Consider the following 13,998-nt stretch of genomic DNA (forward strand, 5'->3'; position numbering starts at 1 on the left):
TTCGCATGACGTTCGTAAGCCGCCATGGCAATGCATAAGCTTGGCCTCCTCTCATGACGCCCTTTGGCGAGGAGCACACCGATGACCGCCGGACCCTTCAGAACCGAACATGATCTCCTGGGCGATCGCAACGTCCCAGCCGATGCCTACTACGGTGTGCATACCCTGCGCGCAGTGGAGAACTTCCCGATTACCGGCACGCCGATCTCCATCTACCCGGAGCTCATCAAGGCACTGGCCTACATCAAGCAGGCCGCCGCGCTGGCCAACCATGAGCTTGGCCTGCTCGACGATGAGCGCTGCGATGCCATCGTCACGGCGTGTGCCGAACTCGTCGGCGGCAAACTGCATGAGCAATTCGTGGTCGATGTGATCCAGGGCGGCGCCGGGACCTCGACCAACATGAACGCCAACGAAGTCATCGCCAATCGCGCGCTGGAATTGCTGGGGCACGAGAAAGGCCAGTACCAATTCCTACACCCGAACGAGCAGGTCAATATCGGGCAGAGCACCAATGACGTCTATCCGTCCGCACTGAAGATCGCGACGTGGTTCGGCATTCTGGGGCTGGTGGATGCCATGGGCGTGCTGCGCCGCGCCTTCGAACAGAAGGCCGATGAATTCAAGCATGTCCTGAAAATGGGGCGCACCCAGTTGCAGGATGCCGTACCCATGACGCTGGGCCAGGAGTTCAGCACGTATGCCGTGATGCTTGGTGAAGACGAGGAGCGACTGCGCGAAGCCGCCCTGCTGATCTGCGAAATCAACATGGGTGCAACCGCGATCGGCACCGGTATTACCGCGCACCCGGACTACGCGCCGCTGATCCTGAAACGGCTCAGGGAAATCACCGGCATTCCGCTCGTGACGGCCCCTAACCTGATTGAGGCGACCCAAGACTGCGGCGCGTTCGTGCAACTGTCAGGTGTGCTAAAGCGCGTGGCGGTCAAGCTGTCGAAGACCTGCAACGACCTGCGCCTGCTTTCCAGCGGCCCGCGAGCCGGCCTGGGCGAAATCAACCTGCCGCCGATGCAGGCGGGGTCGAGCATCATGCCCGGCAAGGTGAATCCCGTCATCCCCGAAGTGGTCAACCAGATCGCATTCGAGGTGATCGGCAATGACATCACGGTCAGCTTCGCCGCGGAAGCGGGCCAGCTGCAACTCAACGCCTTCGAGCCAATCATCGCGCACAGCCTCTTCAAGAGCGTGAGCCATCTGCGCAACGGCTGCCTGACCCTGGCGGAGCGCTGCGTCAGCGGCATCACCGCCAATGAAGAGCGCCTGCGGGCCACGGTCGAGAACTCCATTGGCATCGTGACCGCCCTGAACCCCTACATCGGCTACGCCAACGCGACAGCAGTCGCTCAGGAGGCTCACACCTCTGGCGGAAGCGTCTATGAAATCGTGCTGCACAAGGGGCTGCTGTCCAAGGACGAGCTTGACCGGATCCTCCGCCCCGAAGTCCTGACACAACCTGCACCGCTGAGCCAGGCCGCACACGCCCGCTGAGCCAAGGAGACGGCTTGCTCCGCACGGCTGCTGCAGCCCGTGCGGAGGCGCCTGCTGCCAAATCGACGGTCAGACCAGGCATCTGTCCGCAATCGCTGGAGACAACGCATCATGAAGGCAAACAAGCTGACCAGCACGATCATGCTCGCCATGGTCCTGGGCATCGCTACCGGCTATCTGTGCAACACCCTCGCGCCCGACCCTGCGAAGGCAAAGGAGATTGCCGGCTATTTCTCTATCGTGACCGACATCTTCCTGCGCATGATCAAAATGATCATCGCACCGCTGGTATTCGGCACGCTGGTGGCGGGTATCGCCGGCATGAAGGACGCCGGTGCCGTGGGACGTATTGGCATCAAGGCACTGGGCTGGTTTATCACAGCCTCGTTCATATCGCTGCTGCTCGGCATGGTCTTCGTGGACCTGCTGCAGCCGGGGCACGCCCTCAACCTGCCGCTCCCGGAAGTGGGCACGGCGACCAACCTCAAGACCTCCTCGCTAAACCTGAAGGACTTCATCACACACGTCTTCCCCAAGAGCGTGTTTGAAGCAATGGCGCAAAACGAGATCCTTCAGATCCTGGTCTTCTCGCTGTTCTTCGGTTTCGCCATCGCGTCGTTCCAGGGCAAGGTCGGACATCACCTGGTGGCGTCGATCGAAGAGCTGGTGACGATCATGCTGCGCGTCACCGACTTTGTCATGCGTTTTGCCCCGCTCGGCGTGTTTGCCGCCGTTGCCGCCGCGATCACGGTGCAGGGTATCGGCGTGCTGTTCACCTACGGCAAGTTCATCGGCGGCTTCTACCTAGGGTTGCTGGTGCTGTGGCTGGTGCTAACCGCGGCGGGCTACCTGTTCCTGGGCGGGCGGGTGTTCACGCTGCTCAAGCTGATCCGTGAGCCGACCATTCTTGCCTTCTCGACCGCCAGCAGCGAGGCGGCTTATCCCAAGACCATGGAACAGATGGAGAAGTTCGGCGTCCCCAACAAGGTAACCGGCTTCGTCCTGCCGCTTGGCTATTCCTTCAACCTCGATGGCTCGATGATGTACCAGGCCTTCGCCGCGCTGTTTATCGCGCAGGCCTACAACATCGAACTAAGCTTGACACAGCAGATCACCATGCTGCTGGTGCTGATGATCACCAGCAAAGGCATTGCCGGTGTGCCGCGGGCTTCCATCGTCGTGGTGGCGGCGACGCTGCCGATGTTCGGCCTGCCCGAAGCCGGCCTGCTGCTGATCCTGGGCATCGATCAGTTCCTCGACATGGGACGCACCGCCACCAATGTCATCGGCAACAGCATCGCTACAGCTGTCGTCGCCAAATGGGAGGGCGAGTTGAGCCCGGCGCAGCAACCTGAGCCGGACGACATCGTGGACGCCCCGGCGCGGCAACCTCACGGCGGCTAGTCGCCGCCCCCCGCGTGCGCCGGCCCGGGCAGGCTGCGCCACGCGGGGCCGCGGGTATTCCCTGACGCTCCCGCATGAAATCTCATAACGATCCGGGCGCCGCAATATGGAATCACCAACTGGTCGCCCCGGGGCGTACATACCTTTTCCTTTCCAATCAACGGCTTGCGCTCTTCGCACAGCCTTCCCGGCAATGGCACGGCGATTGCTAAATCACACTGCCGCAGCATCAACTGATGCAATTCAAAACAAACAAGTGGAGACAACATGAGCGCACGAGAAGCGGGCGATCTCGATCCCGTCGAGACCGCCGAGTGGCTGGAATCCTTGCAAGCGGTAACGCAGCACCGCGGCACAGAACGAGCCAACCAACTGGTCAATGCGCTGGTCGATGAAGCGCGGCGCGACGGCCTCTATGTGCCGCGCTCGCTGACCACGGGCTACCGCAACACCATCGCCCCGGAGGACCAAGCGCAATCGACCGGAGACCGGGCCATCGAGCATCGCCTGCGCTCGATCATTCGCTGGAACGCCATGGCGATCATCCTGCGCGCTAACAAGGAATCGTCGGAGCTTGGCGGGCACATTGCCAGCTTCCAGTCTGCCGCCACGCTCTACGACATCGGTTTCGGCCACTTCTGGCACGCCCCCACGGAAGACCATGGCGGCGACCTGTTGTACATCCAGGGTCACAGCGCGCCGGGCATCTACGCACGCGCCTTTGTCGAGGGGCGGCTCACGGAACAGCAATTGTTGGGTTACCGGCAAGAGACCGGTGGCACCGGCCTGTCGTCCTACCCGCACCCGTGGTTGATGCCGGACTTCTGGCAATTCCCCACCGTGTCGATGGGCCTGGGGCCGCTGATGTCGATCTATCAGGCGCGCTTCCTCAAGTACCTGCAAGGCCGCGGCCTGGCGGACACCGCACCGCGCAAGGTCTGGGCCTTCATGGGCGACGGCGAGATGGATGAACCAGAATCGCTGGGCGCGATCTCGCTCGCGGGCCGCGAAAGGCTGGACAACCTGATCTTCGTCATCAACTGCAACCTGCAACGCCTGGACGGTCCCGTGCGCGGCAACGGCAAGATCATCCAGGAGTTGGAATCCGTCTTTCGCGGCGCCGGCTGGAATGTGATCAAGGTGGTCTGGGGCGGCGGCTGGGACAAGCTGCTGGCCAAGGACAAGAACGGCCTGCTGCTGCGGCGCATGGAGGAATGCGTCGACGGCGAGTACCAGGACTTCAAGAGCAAGAGTGGCGCCTATGTACGCGAGCACTTCTTCGGCAAGTACGAAGAACTCAAGGCGCTGGTCGCGGACATGAGCGATGACGAGATCTGGGGCCTGACGCGGGGCGGCCATGATCCGGAGAAGGTGTTCGCGGCCTACGCCGCCGCCATCAGGCACACGGGGGAGCCCACGCTGATCCTGGCCAAGACGGTCAAGGGCTATGGCATGGGCGAATCGGGCGAAGGCCAGATGATTGCCCACCAGGCCAAGAAGATGACCCTGGATGCGTTGCGCGGCTTCCGCGACCGCTTCCAGATTCCGGTCAGCGACGAGCAACTCGCCGACATCCCCTTTATCAAGCTGCCCGAAGACAGCCCCGAGATGCAGTACCTGCACGCGCGCCGCGCGGCGCTGGGCGGCTATCTGCCTGCACGCCGCAGCAAGTCTCATGCGCTGGAGATCCCGCCGCTGGCCACCTTCCAGCGCCTGCTTGACAGCACCGGAGAGCGCGAGATTTCCACCACCATGGCCTTCGTGCAGATGCTGGGCACCCTGGTGCGCGACAAAGCGATCGGCAAGCACGTAGTCCCCATCGTACCCGACGAGTCGCGCACCTTCGGCATGGAGGGCATGTTCCGCCAGCTCGGCATCTACTCGTCCGTCGGCCAGCTCTACAAGCCGCAGGATGCCGACCAACTTATGTATTACCGGGAGTCCAAGGACGGCCAGGTGCTGCAGGAAGGGATCAACGAGGGCGGCGCGATGTCGAGCTGGATTGTCGCCGCGACGTCGTACAGCACGAGCAACGTGCCGATGATTCCGTTCTACATCTACTACTCGATGTTCGGACTCCAGCGGGTCGGCGACCTGGCCTGGCTGGCGGGCGACATCCGCGCGCGCGGCTTCCTGCTGGGCGGCACGGCGGGACGCACCACGCTCAACGGCGAAGGCCTGCAGCACGAGGATGGTCATAGCCACATCATCGCCGGCACCATCCCCAACTGCGTCTCCTACGATCCCACCTTCGCCTATGAGGTCGTGACCATCGTGCGCGACGGCATGCGCCGGATGTACCAGGACCAGGAGGATGTCTATTACTACATCACCCTGATGAATGAGAACTACCCGCACCCGGGCTTGGCAGAAGCGGGACCCGGCGCCGAGGCGGGCATCCTCAAGGGCCTCTACAAACTCAAGGACGGCGGCAAGGCCGGCAAGGGCGGGTTGCGTGTGCAGCTCATGGGCAGCGGCACCATCCTGCGCGAAGTGATCGCGGCGGCGGACCTTCTGAAGGCGGACTACAACGTCACGGCCGACATCTGGAGCGCCACCAGCTACAACGAACTGCGCCGCGACGGCATGGCCACCGAACGCTGGAACCTGCTGCACCCGACAGAGGCTCGCCGCAAGAGCTGGGTCGAGTCCAGTCTGGAAGGCCACGAGGGGCCCGTGATCGCTTCCACTGACTACATGCGCAACTACGCCGATCAGGTACGCGAATACGTGCATGCGGCCGGACGGCGCTATGTCGTGCTGGGCACCGATGGCTTTGGACGCAGCGACTACCGCACCAAGCTGCGCAGCTTCTTCGAGGTCGATCGCTACCACGTGGCCGTAGCCGCGCTCAAAGCCCTGTGCGACGACGACGCGATCAAGCCAGCGGTAGTGGCCGAAGCCATTGCCAGGTATGGGGTGGACACCGAGCGCGCAGCGCCGTGGACGGTCTGAGACGCCGAGGATTGAGGACTATGAACCAAGCCATTGATATCAAGGTGCCCGACATCGGCGACTTCAAGGACGTACCGGTGATCGAGCTGTTCGTCAAAGTGGGAGACCTGGTCAACCCCGAGGACCCTCTGGTCTCGCTGGAATCCGACAAGGCCACCATGGAAGTGCCGTCTCCGCACGGCGGCGTGGTCAAGCAGATCCACGTCAAGTTGGGTGATGCCGTCAGCGAGGGCAGTCTGCTGATGCAATTCGAGGGCATGGGCGCCGTGGTGCCGGCGGACACCGCCAAGCCCAGCGTGAACGCGCCGCCCTCGCCAGTGAACGCGCCCGCCGGGCTGGCCGAAATACGCATCCCCGACATCGGCGACTTCAAGGACGTTCCGGTGATCGAGATCCTCGTCAAGGTGGGCGACACCGTGAAGGCAGAGGACCCACTGGTCTCGCTGGAGTCCGACAAGGCCACCATGGACGTGCCCGCGCCCCTGAGCGGCGTAGTCAGGGAGATCCGCGTCAAGGTGGGAGACACCGTCAGCGAAGGCAGCATCATCATGGCGCTTGCCACCGACGATGCCCTCGCGACGGCCACGGCCCCCGCCGCACCGGCACTGCTTGCCGCGCCGGCACCGGCGGCACCTGCGCCTACCTCCCCGTCCGGCGTCGACGAAGCCGCCTTCCGGCTGGCTTACGCCGGGCCGGCGGTACGCAAGCTCGCCCGCGAGTCCGGCGTCGACCTGGGCAAGGTGCGCGGCAGCGGCGCGCATGGCCGCATCCTGCGCGCCGACGTCGAGGCATTCGCCAGCACCGGTGGCCAGACTGCGCCCGTGCCCGCGACCAAGCCCGCCTCCGCGTCCGCCGGCAGCGGTACCGGCCTGGACCTGCTGCCATGGCCCAAGGTTGATTTCGCGAAGTTCGGCCCGGTCGAGCGTAAGGAACTGAGCCGCATCAAGAAGATCTCCGGCGCCAACCTGCATCGCAACTGGGTGGTGATCCCACACGTCACCACACATGACGAGGCGGATATCACGGATCTGGAGCAGTTCCGCGTGCAGATGAACAAGGAGCTGGAGAAGAGCGGCGTCAAGATCAGCATGCTGCCCTTCATGATGAAAGCGGCAGTGGCCGCGCTGAAGGCATTCCCCGAGTTCAACGCAAGTCTGGATGGCGACAGCCTGGTGCTCAAACAGTACTACCACATCGGTTTCGCGGCCGACACGCCCAACGGCCTGATGGTGCCGGTGATCCGCGACGTCGACAAAAAGACCATCCCCGAAATCGCGCGGGAGATGGGCGAACTGGCCAAGCTGGCGCGCGAGGGCAAGCTCAAGCCGGACCAGATGTCGGGCGGCACCTTCACGATCAGTTCGCTCGGCGGCATCGGCGGCCTCCACTTCACGCCCATCATCAATGCTCCCGAGGTAGCCATCATGGGGGTCTGCAAGAGCTTCTGGAAGCAGCACTCCAGCGACGGCAAGACGTGGGCTTCTCGCCTGACGCTGCCGCTGTCCTTGTCGTGGGACCACCGCGTCATCGACGGGGCCGCGGCGGCCCGCTTCAACGTCTATTTTGCCAACCTGCTCGCCGATCTGCGGCGTGTGCTGTTCTGAGGGGCGTGCAGCAATGACCCAACGTGTCGAAGTCAAGGTGCCGGATATCGGCGATTTCAAGGACGTCACGGTAATCGAGGTGATGGTCAGGCCCGGCGAGACCATCGCCGTGGATACCAGCCTGATTGCCGTCGAATCCGACAAGGCCTCGATGGAGATCCCCTCCACGCATGCCGGCGTGGTGAAGGACATCCTGGTCAAGGTCAACGACAAAGTTAGTGAGGACTCAGTGATCCTGGTGGTCGAGGCCGCGGGCGCGGCCACGCCGCCACCCGCCCCCGCTCCAATGACGGAGAAGGCTGCATCAGCCGCGCCGGTGCCCAATGCAGCAAGCTACGGCGGACAAGCTGATCTGGAATGCGAGATGCTGGTGCTGGGCGCCGGCCCCGGCGGCTATTCCGCCGCGTTCCGCAGCGCGGACCTGGGCATGAAAACCGTGCTGGTCGAACGTTACGACACCCTTGGCGGTGTGTGCCTGAACGTCGGCTGCATCCCCTCCAAGGCACTGCTGCACACGGCCGCGGTGATGGACGAGGTGGCGCACCTGCCCGACCACGGCATCCGGTACGGCGTCCCCGAGGTGGATCTCGACAAGCTGCGCGGTTTCAAGGACGGCGTCATCAGGAAGCTCACCGGCGGCCTCGCCGGTATGGCCAAGGCCCGCAAGGTCGACGTCTTGACGGGTGTCGGCAGTTTTCTCGACCCGCACCATCTCGAAGTGCTGGCGGCCGATGGCGGCAAACGCGTCGTCAGGTTCGACAAGGCGATCATCGCCGCCGGCAGCCAGGCTGTAAAGCTGCCCTTCATGCCCGACGATGAGCGTGTGGTCGACTCCACCGGCGCATTGCAGCTGAAGTCGATTCCCAAACGCATGCTGGTGGTGGGCGGCGGCATCATCGGCCTGGAGATGGCCACGGTCTACTCCACGCTGGGCACGCGCATCGATGTGGTGGAAATGCTCGACGGCCTGATGCAGGGTGCCGACCGTGACCTGGTCAAGGTCTGGGAAAAGAAGAACGCGCGCCGCTTCGACCAGGTCATGCTGAAGACCAAAACGGTTGGCGCCAGGGCAACGGCGGCCGGCATTGAGGTCAGTTTCGAGGGCAAGGAAGCGCCGCCGCCGCAGGTCTACGACGTGGTGCTGGTGGCGGTGGGTCGCAGTCCCAACGGCAAGTCCATCGGTGCAGAGAAGGCCGGCGTGGCCATCACCGAGCGTGGCTTCATCGAGGTCGACCGGCAGATGCGGACCAACGTCGCGCATATCCATGCGATCGGCGACATCGTTGGCCAGCCGATGCTGGCGCACAAGGCGGTACACGAAGCGCATGTGGCCGCCGAAGCTGCCCACGGCGAGCCAGCGTTCTTCGATGCGCGCCAGATCCCGTCGGTGGCCTACACCGACCCAGAGGTGGCCTGGGCCGGCAAAACCGAAGAACAGTGCAAGGCCGAAGGCATCCAGTTCAGCAAGGCCGTGTTTCCGTGGGCCGCATCCGGCCGGGCCATCGCCAATGGCCGCGACGAGGGCTTCACCAAGCTGCTGGTCGACGAAACCACGCATCGCGTGATCGGCGGAGGCATCGTTGGCACACATGCCGGTGACCTGATCGGCGAGATCTGCCTGGCCGTGGAGATGGGCTGCGAGCCCGCCGACGTGGGCAAGACCATCCACCCGCACCCCACCTTGGGTGAATCGATTGGCATGGCCGCCGAGGTCTTCGAGGGCCACTGCACCGACCTGCCACCGATGAAGAAGAAATAGGCGACAGGACGCGCGGCGCAACCATTGCGCTGCGCACCCACGCCCCGAAGCACACAAGAACGTCTGGCGCCGGTCCGGCGGCCGGACAGAGCCACAGCGCTACAGAGACAATCATGACCGACAACCTTCGCGAAGCCGCCCTCGACTACCACCGCTACCCCACGCCCGGCAAGATCTCGGTGACACCGACCAAGGCCATGGCCACCCAGCGTGACCTTGCATTGGCCTATTCGCCCGGCGTGGCCGACGCCTGCATGGAAATCGTGCGCGACCCGGCCGAGGCGATGAACCTTACCTCGCGCGCGAACCTGGTCGCCGTGATCACCAACGGCACCGCCGTGCTGGGCCTGGGCAATATCGGGCCCCTCGCCGGCAAGCCGGTGATGGAGGGCAAGGGCTGCCTGTTCAAGAAGTTCGCGGGCATCGACGTGTTCGATATCGAACTGGCGGAGAACGACCCAGATGCGCTGATCGAGACCATCGCGCGCATGGAACCCACGTTCGGCGGCATCAACCTGGAAGACATCAAGGCGCCCGAGTGCTTCTATATCGAGCAGAAGCTGCGCGAGCGCATGAAGATCCCGGTCTTCCATGACGACCAGCACGGCACCGCCATTGTCGCCGCCGCCGCCATCCTCAACGCGCTCAAGCATGTCGGCAAGGATATCAGCGAGGTCAAGCTGGTTGCCTCCGGCGCGGGCGCCGCCGCCCTCGCTTGCCTGGACCTGATCGTCAGCCTGGGCCTGCCGATGAGCAACGTGTTCGTGTCTGACAGCAACGGCGTGGTCTATCTCGGCCGCAAGGAGCAGATGGACCCGAACAAGGCACGCTACGCGCAGGACACCTCGGCGCGCACGTTGGCGGACATCATCGGCGATGCCGATATTTTCCTTGGGCTGTCGGCGGGTGGCGTGCTTAAGCCCGAGATGGTCAAGACCATGGCGCGCGATCCCATCATCTTGGCCATGGCTAACCCCACGCCCGAGATCGCGCCGGAGGATGCGCTGGCAGTGCGGCCCGATGCCATCCTCGGTACCGGCCGCTCCGACTACCCGAACCAGGTCAACAACGTGCTTTGCTTCCCGTTCATCTTCCGCGGGGCGTTGGACGTCGGTGCCACTACCATCAACGAAGAGATGAAGCTCGCCGCCGTGCGCGCGATCGCCGAGCTCGCGCATGCGGAAATTCCTGAGCTGGTCGCGCAGGCGTACGGCGCAGTGGGCCTGCGCTTCGGCGCCGAGTACCTCATCCCCAAGCCATTCGACCCCCGCCTGATCGAGGCGGTGGCGCCGGCCGTGGCCAAGGCAGCAATGGACAGCGGTGTGGCAACGCGCCCGATCGCGGACATGGACGTGTATCGGCAGCGGCTCTGCCAGTTTGTCTACCAGTCGCGCAGCGCCATGCAGCCGGTATTCGCCGCCGCCAAGCGCGCACCGAAGCGCGTGCTCTATGCCGAAGGCGAGGATGAGCGCGTGCTCCGCGCGGCACAAGTGGTCATCGACGAGGGCATCGCGCGCCCGTTGCTGGTGGGCCGTCCGGACGTGATCGTGGCGCGCATCGCGCAGTTCGGCCTGCGCCTGCAGCCCGGCGTGGATTGCGAATGCGTCGACCCGCTGGACCCGGCGATCTACCGCGATGCCGCCGAGGCGTACCACCAGTTGAGCAAGCGTAACGGCGTGTCGCGCGCGCTGGCACAGACGGAGTTGCGCAGCCGCGGCACGCTGCTGGGCGCGATGCTGGTGCGGCAAGGCATTGCCGATGCCATGCTGTGCGGCGCCGTGGGCCGCTTCCAGGATCACCTCACTTATGTGCGCGACACCATCGGCATGAGGCCGGGCAGCCCGACGCTGGCCGCCATGCAGATGTTGATGCTGCCCGGACGCCAGCTGTTCATTTGCGACACGCACGTGAACCTCGACCCGACGGCACAGCAAATCGCCGACATCACCCTGCTGGCGGCCGATGCAGTCCGGCGCTTCGGCATCGCGCCCAGCGTGGCGCTGCTCTCGCACTCAAACTTTGGCGGCTCCGGCGATCCCGCCGCGCTCAAGATGCGCGAGGCGCTGGCGCTGGTGAAGGCACGCGTGCCATCGCTGGCGGTGGAGGGCGAGATGCGGGGCGACGCTGCGCTGTCCAAGCAGATTCTGGATCACGAGTTCCCCGAGTCCGGCCTGGAGAAGGAGGCGAACGTGCTGGTGATGCCCAACGTGGATGCCGCCAACATTTCCTACAACCTGTTGCGCATCGCCGCGGGCGGCGGAATCACGGTGGGCGGCATCCTGCTGGGCGCCGCGCGCCCCGTGCATATCCTGACGTCGTCCTCCACCGTTCGCCGCATCGTCAACATGACAGCGGTGGCGACGGTCGATGCCAACGCGCATCGCGCCCAGGCATCGGCACTCGATTGACCCCCTACTTCCGGCGACCCGTCGACATGAACGATCCCATGGCCCCCCTGGCGCAGCGCGGTGCCGACAAGACTGCGCGCCTGCCCATCAAGGTGATATCGCTGCCCGCCCTGGCAAAGCCGGACTGGATTCGCGTGCGAGTCTCTTGCGGCGAAGCCTTTCGCGGCGTCAAGGAGGTACTGCGCGAGCAGGGCCTGCACACCGTCTGCGAGGAAGCCGCGTGCCCGAACATTGGCGAATGCTTCGGCAAGGGAACGGCGACCTTCATGGTGTTGGGACGACTCTGCACGCGACGCTGCCCGTTCTGCGACGTGGCCCATGGCCGGCCCTCCCCGCCAGACCCTGAGGAGCCGCACAAGCTTGCGCAGACGGTAGCGCGCTTGCGACTGAAGTATGTGGTGATCACCAGCGTGGACCGTGACGATCTGCGCGACGGCGGCGCGGCGCACTTCGCCGCGTGCATCGGTGCCATCCGGGAAGCATCGCCGCATACGCGTATCGAGATTCTCACGCCAGACTTCCGCGGGCGGCTGGGGCAGGCGCTCGATATCCTGGCAGCGACCCCGCCGGACGTGATGAACCACAACCTGGAAACCGTGCCGCGCCTGTACCGGGAGGCGCGTCCCGGCGCCGACTATCTCCACTCGCTGGAACTGTTGGGCGAATTCAGGCGACGCCGGCCCGAGGTGCTGACCAAGTCGGGGCTGATGCTCGGACTGGGCGAGACCGACGACGAGGTACTGGTTGTGATGCGTGACCTGCGCGCGCATGACGTCGGCATGCTCACCGTGGGGCAATACCTGCAGCCGCGCCCGGGCAACTTGCCGGTGCGCCGCTACGTGTCGCCGGAGGCCTTCGAGGACCTGGCGCAACAGGCTCGGCAGATGGGATTCACGCATGCCGCCTGCGGCCCACTGGTGCGCTCGAGCTATCACGCGGATCAGCAGGCGCATGCGGCAGGCATCTAGGTGTTGACGGCAACCACGAATCAAGAATGGAGACAATCATGGACAAAGACAATCACCCGAAACCCTTCTACAGAACCCTCTACTTCCAGGTCATCACCGCGATTGTTATCGGCATCATCCTCGGCCATTTCTATCCGCAGGCCGGCGCGGCGATGAAGCCGCTGGGCGATGGCTTCATCAAGCTAATCAAGATGATCATCGCGCCGATCATCTTCTGCACGGTCGTGGTGGGCATCGCCGGCATGGAGGACATGAAGAAGGTCGGCAAGACCGGCGGGCTGGCGCTTTTGTACTTCGAGATCGTGAGCAGCATTGCGCTGGTGGTCGGCCTGTTGATCATCAACATCGTCAAGCCCGGCGCCGGCATGAACGTCGACGTAACCACCCTCGATACGAAGGCCATCGCCGCCTACACCGAGCCTGGCAAGATGCAGGGCACGGTCGATTTCCTGTTGCACGTGATCCCGAACACGGTGGTGGATGCCTTTGCCAAGGGCGAGATCCTGCAGGTGCTGCTGTTTGCGGTGATGTTCGGCTTTGCCCTGCACAGATTTGGCGGCCGCGGCACGCTGGTGTTCGACTTCATCGAGAAGTTCTCCCACGTGCTCTTCACCATCGTCGGCTACATCATGAAGGTCGCGCCGATTGGCGCCTTTGGGGCCATGGCTTTCACCATCGGCAAGTACGGTGTGGGCTCTCTGCTGCAGCTTGGCCAGCTGATGGCGACCTTCTACGCAACCTGCCTGCTTTTCATCTTCGTCGTGCTCGGTGGGATCGCGCGGATGCATGGCTTCTCTGTCTGGAAGTTCATCAAGTACATCAAGGAAGAACTGCTGATCGTGCTGGGCACGTCGTCATCCGAATCCGTGTTGCCACGGATGATGGCCAAGCTGGAGAACCTGGGTGCCCGCAAGTCTGTGGTTGGATTGGTGGTCCCCACCGGCTACTCCTTCAACCTGGATGGCACATCCATCTACCTGACCATGGCGGCGGTGTTTATCGCCCAGGCAACCAATACCGACATGAGCCTGACGCAGCAGCTCACCCTGCTCGCCGTGCTGTTGCTGACCTCCAAGGGCGCCGCCGGCGTCACCGGGAGCGGCTTCATCGTGCTGGCGGCCACGCTGTCGGCAGTGGGGCATGTTCCGGTGGCGGGCCTGGCCCTGATCCTCGGCATCGACCGCTTCATGTCCGAGGCGCGCGCGCTGACCAACCTGATCGGCAATGGCGTGGCCACGGTGGTAGTGGCGAAATGGACCGGCGACCTCGATGTCGAGCGGATGCGCCGCAAGCTGGATAGCGAGTCGGACGCCGAGGCCGACGAGCCGGAGGTAGTGCTCGACCAGGTCGCGGCCCAAATGCCGGTTGCCAGCACCACGTTGCCCCGGTGA

General features: G+C 64.2%; 8 protein-coding genes. All 8 read left to right on the forward strand.

Translation table 11 applies throughout. The features are described from left to right. The first annotated feature begins 81 nt into the window (after positions 1-81). The 8 genes from aspA (at position 82) to E0W60_RS32100 (ending at position 13,998) form a co-directional block, all read left to right on the forward strand. Positions 82-1,509, forward strand: a complete 1,428-nt coding sequence (gene aspA, locus E0W60_RS32065) for an aspartate ammonia-lyase (protein ID WP_135706869.1) — start codon at positions 82-84, stop codon at positions 1,507-1,509. A 111-nt stretch (positions 1,510-1,620) separates the two neighbouring features. After that, positions 1,621-2,913: a dicarboxylate/amino acid:cation symporter gene (locus E0W60_RS32070; RefSeq protein ID WP_135706870.1), complete on the forward strand. Its 1,293-nt coding sequence runs from the start codon at positions 1,621-1,623 to the stop codon at positions 2,911-2,913. Positions 2,914-3,180: 267 nt separating this feature from the next. Continuing rightward, positions 3,181-5,868, forward strand: coding sequence for a pyruvate dehydrogenase (acetyl-transferring), homodimeric type (gene aceE, locus E0W60_RS32075; protein ID WP_135706871.1), 2,688 nt, complete (start codon positions 3,181-3,183; stop codon positions 5,866-5,868). A 20-nt stretch (positions 5,869-5,888) separates the two neighbouring features. Beyond that, a complete protein-coding gene (aceF, locus tag E0W60_RS32080; RefSeq protein WP_135706872.1) occupies positions 5,889-7,472 on the forward strand; it encodes a dihydrolipoyllysine-residue acetyltransferase in 1,584 nt (527 codons plus the stop codon). Between the two features lie 13 nt (positions 7,473-7,485). After that, positions 7,486-9,231, forward strand: coding sequence for a dihydrolipoyl dehydrogenase (gene lpdA / locus E0W60_RS32085; RefSeq protein WP_135706873.1), 1,746 nt, complete (start codon positions 7,486-7,488; stop codon positions 9,229-9,231). Positions 9,232-9,344: 113 nt separating this feature from the next. After that, the gene (locus tag E0W60_RS32090) at positions 9,345-11,639 is read left to right on the forward strand and encodes an NADP-dependent malic enzyme (RefSeq protein ID WP_167884658.1); all 2,295 of its coding nucleotides are present in this window, start codon (positions 9,345-9,347) and stop codon (positions 11,637-11,639) included. 26 nt (positions 11,640-11,665) lie between these two features. Next, complete coding sequence (gene lipA / locus E0W60_RS32095; protein ID WP_135706875.1) at positions 11,666-12,607, forward strand: lipoyl synthase; 942 nt, start codon at positions 11,666-11,668, stop codon at positions 12,605-12,607. 38 nt (positions 12,608-12,645) lie between these two features. Beyond that, the gene (locus tag E0W60_RS32100; RefSeq protein WP_135706876.1) at positions 12,646-13,998 is read left to right on the forward strand and encodes a dicarboxylate/amino acid:cation symporter; all 1,353 of its coding nucleotides are present in this window, start codon (positions 12,646-12,648) and stop codon (positions 13,996-13,998) included.

Source organism: Cupriavidus oxalaticus (assembly GCF_004768545.1).
Taxonomy (GTDB): domain Bacteria; phylum Pseudomonadota; class Gammaproteobacteria; order Burkholderiales; family Burkholderiaceae; genus Cupriavidus; species Cupriavidus oxalaticus_A.

What these genes read in the sequence shown, in the direction of transcription:
- aspA (WP_135706869.1), top strand. Translation starts at nt 82, where the DNA reads ATGACCGCCGGACCCTTCAGAACCGAACATGATCTCCTGGGCGATCGC.
- E0W60_RS32070 (WP_135706870.1), top strand. Translation starts at nt 1,621, where the DNA reads ATGAAGGCAAACAAGCTGACCAGCACGATCATGCTCGCCATGGTCCTG.
- aceE (WP_135706871.1), top strand. Translation starts at nt 3,181, where the DNA reads ATGAGCGCACGAGAAGCGGGCGATCTCGATCCCGTCGAGACCGCCGAG.
- aceF (WP_135706872.1), top strand. Translation starts at nt 5,889, where the DNA reads ATGAACCAAGCCATTGATATCAAGGTGCCCGACATCGGCGACTTCAAG.
- lpdA (WP_135706873.1), top strand. Translation starts at nt 7,486, where the DNA reads ATGACCCAACGTGTCGAAGTCAAGGTGCCGGATATCGGCGATTTCAAG.
- E0W60_RS32090 (WP_167884658.1), top strand. Translation starts at nt 9,345, where the DNA reads ATGACCGACAACCTTCGCGAAGCCGCCCTCGACTACCACCGCTACCCC.
- lipA (WP_135706875.1), top strand. Translation starts at nt 11,666, where the DNA reads ATGAACGATCCCATGGCCCCCCTGGCGCAGCGCGGTGCCGACAAGACT.
- E0W60_RS32100 (WP_135706876.1), top strand. Translation starts at nt 12,646, where the DNA reads ATGGACAAAGACAATCACCCGAAACCCTTCTACAGAACCCTCTACTTC.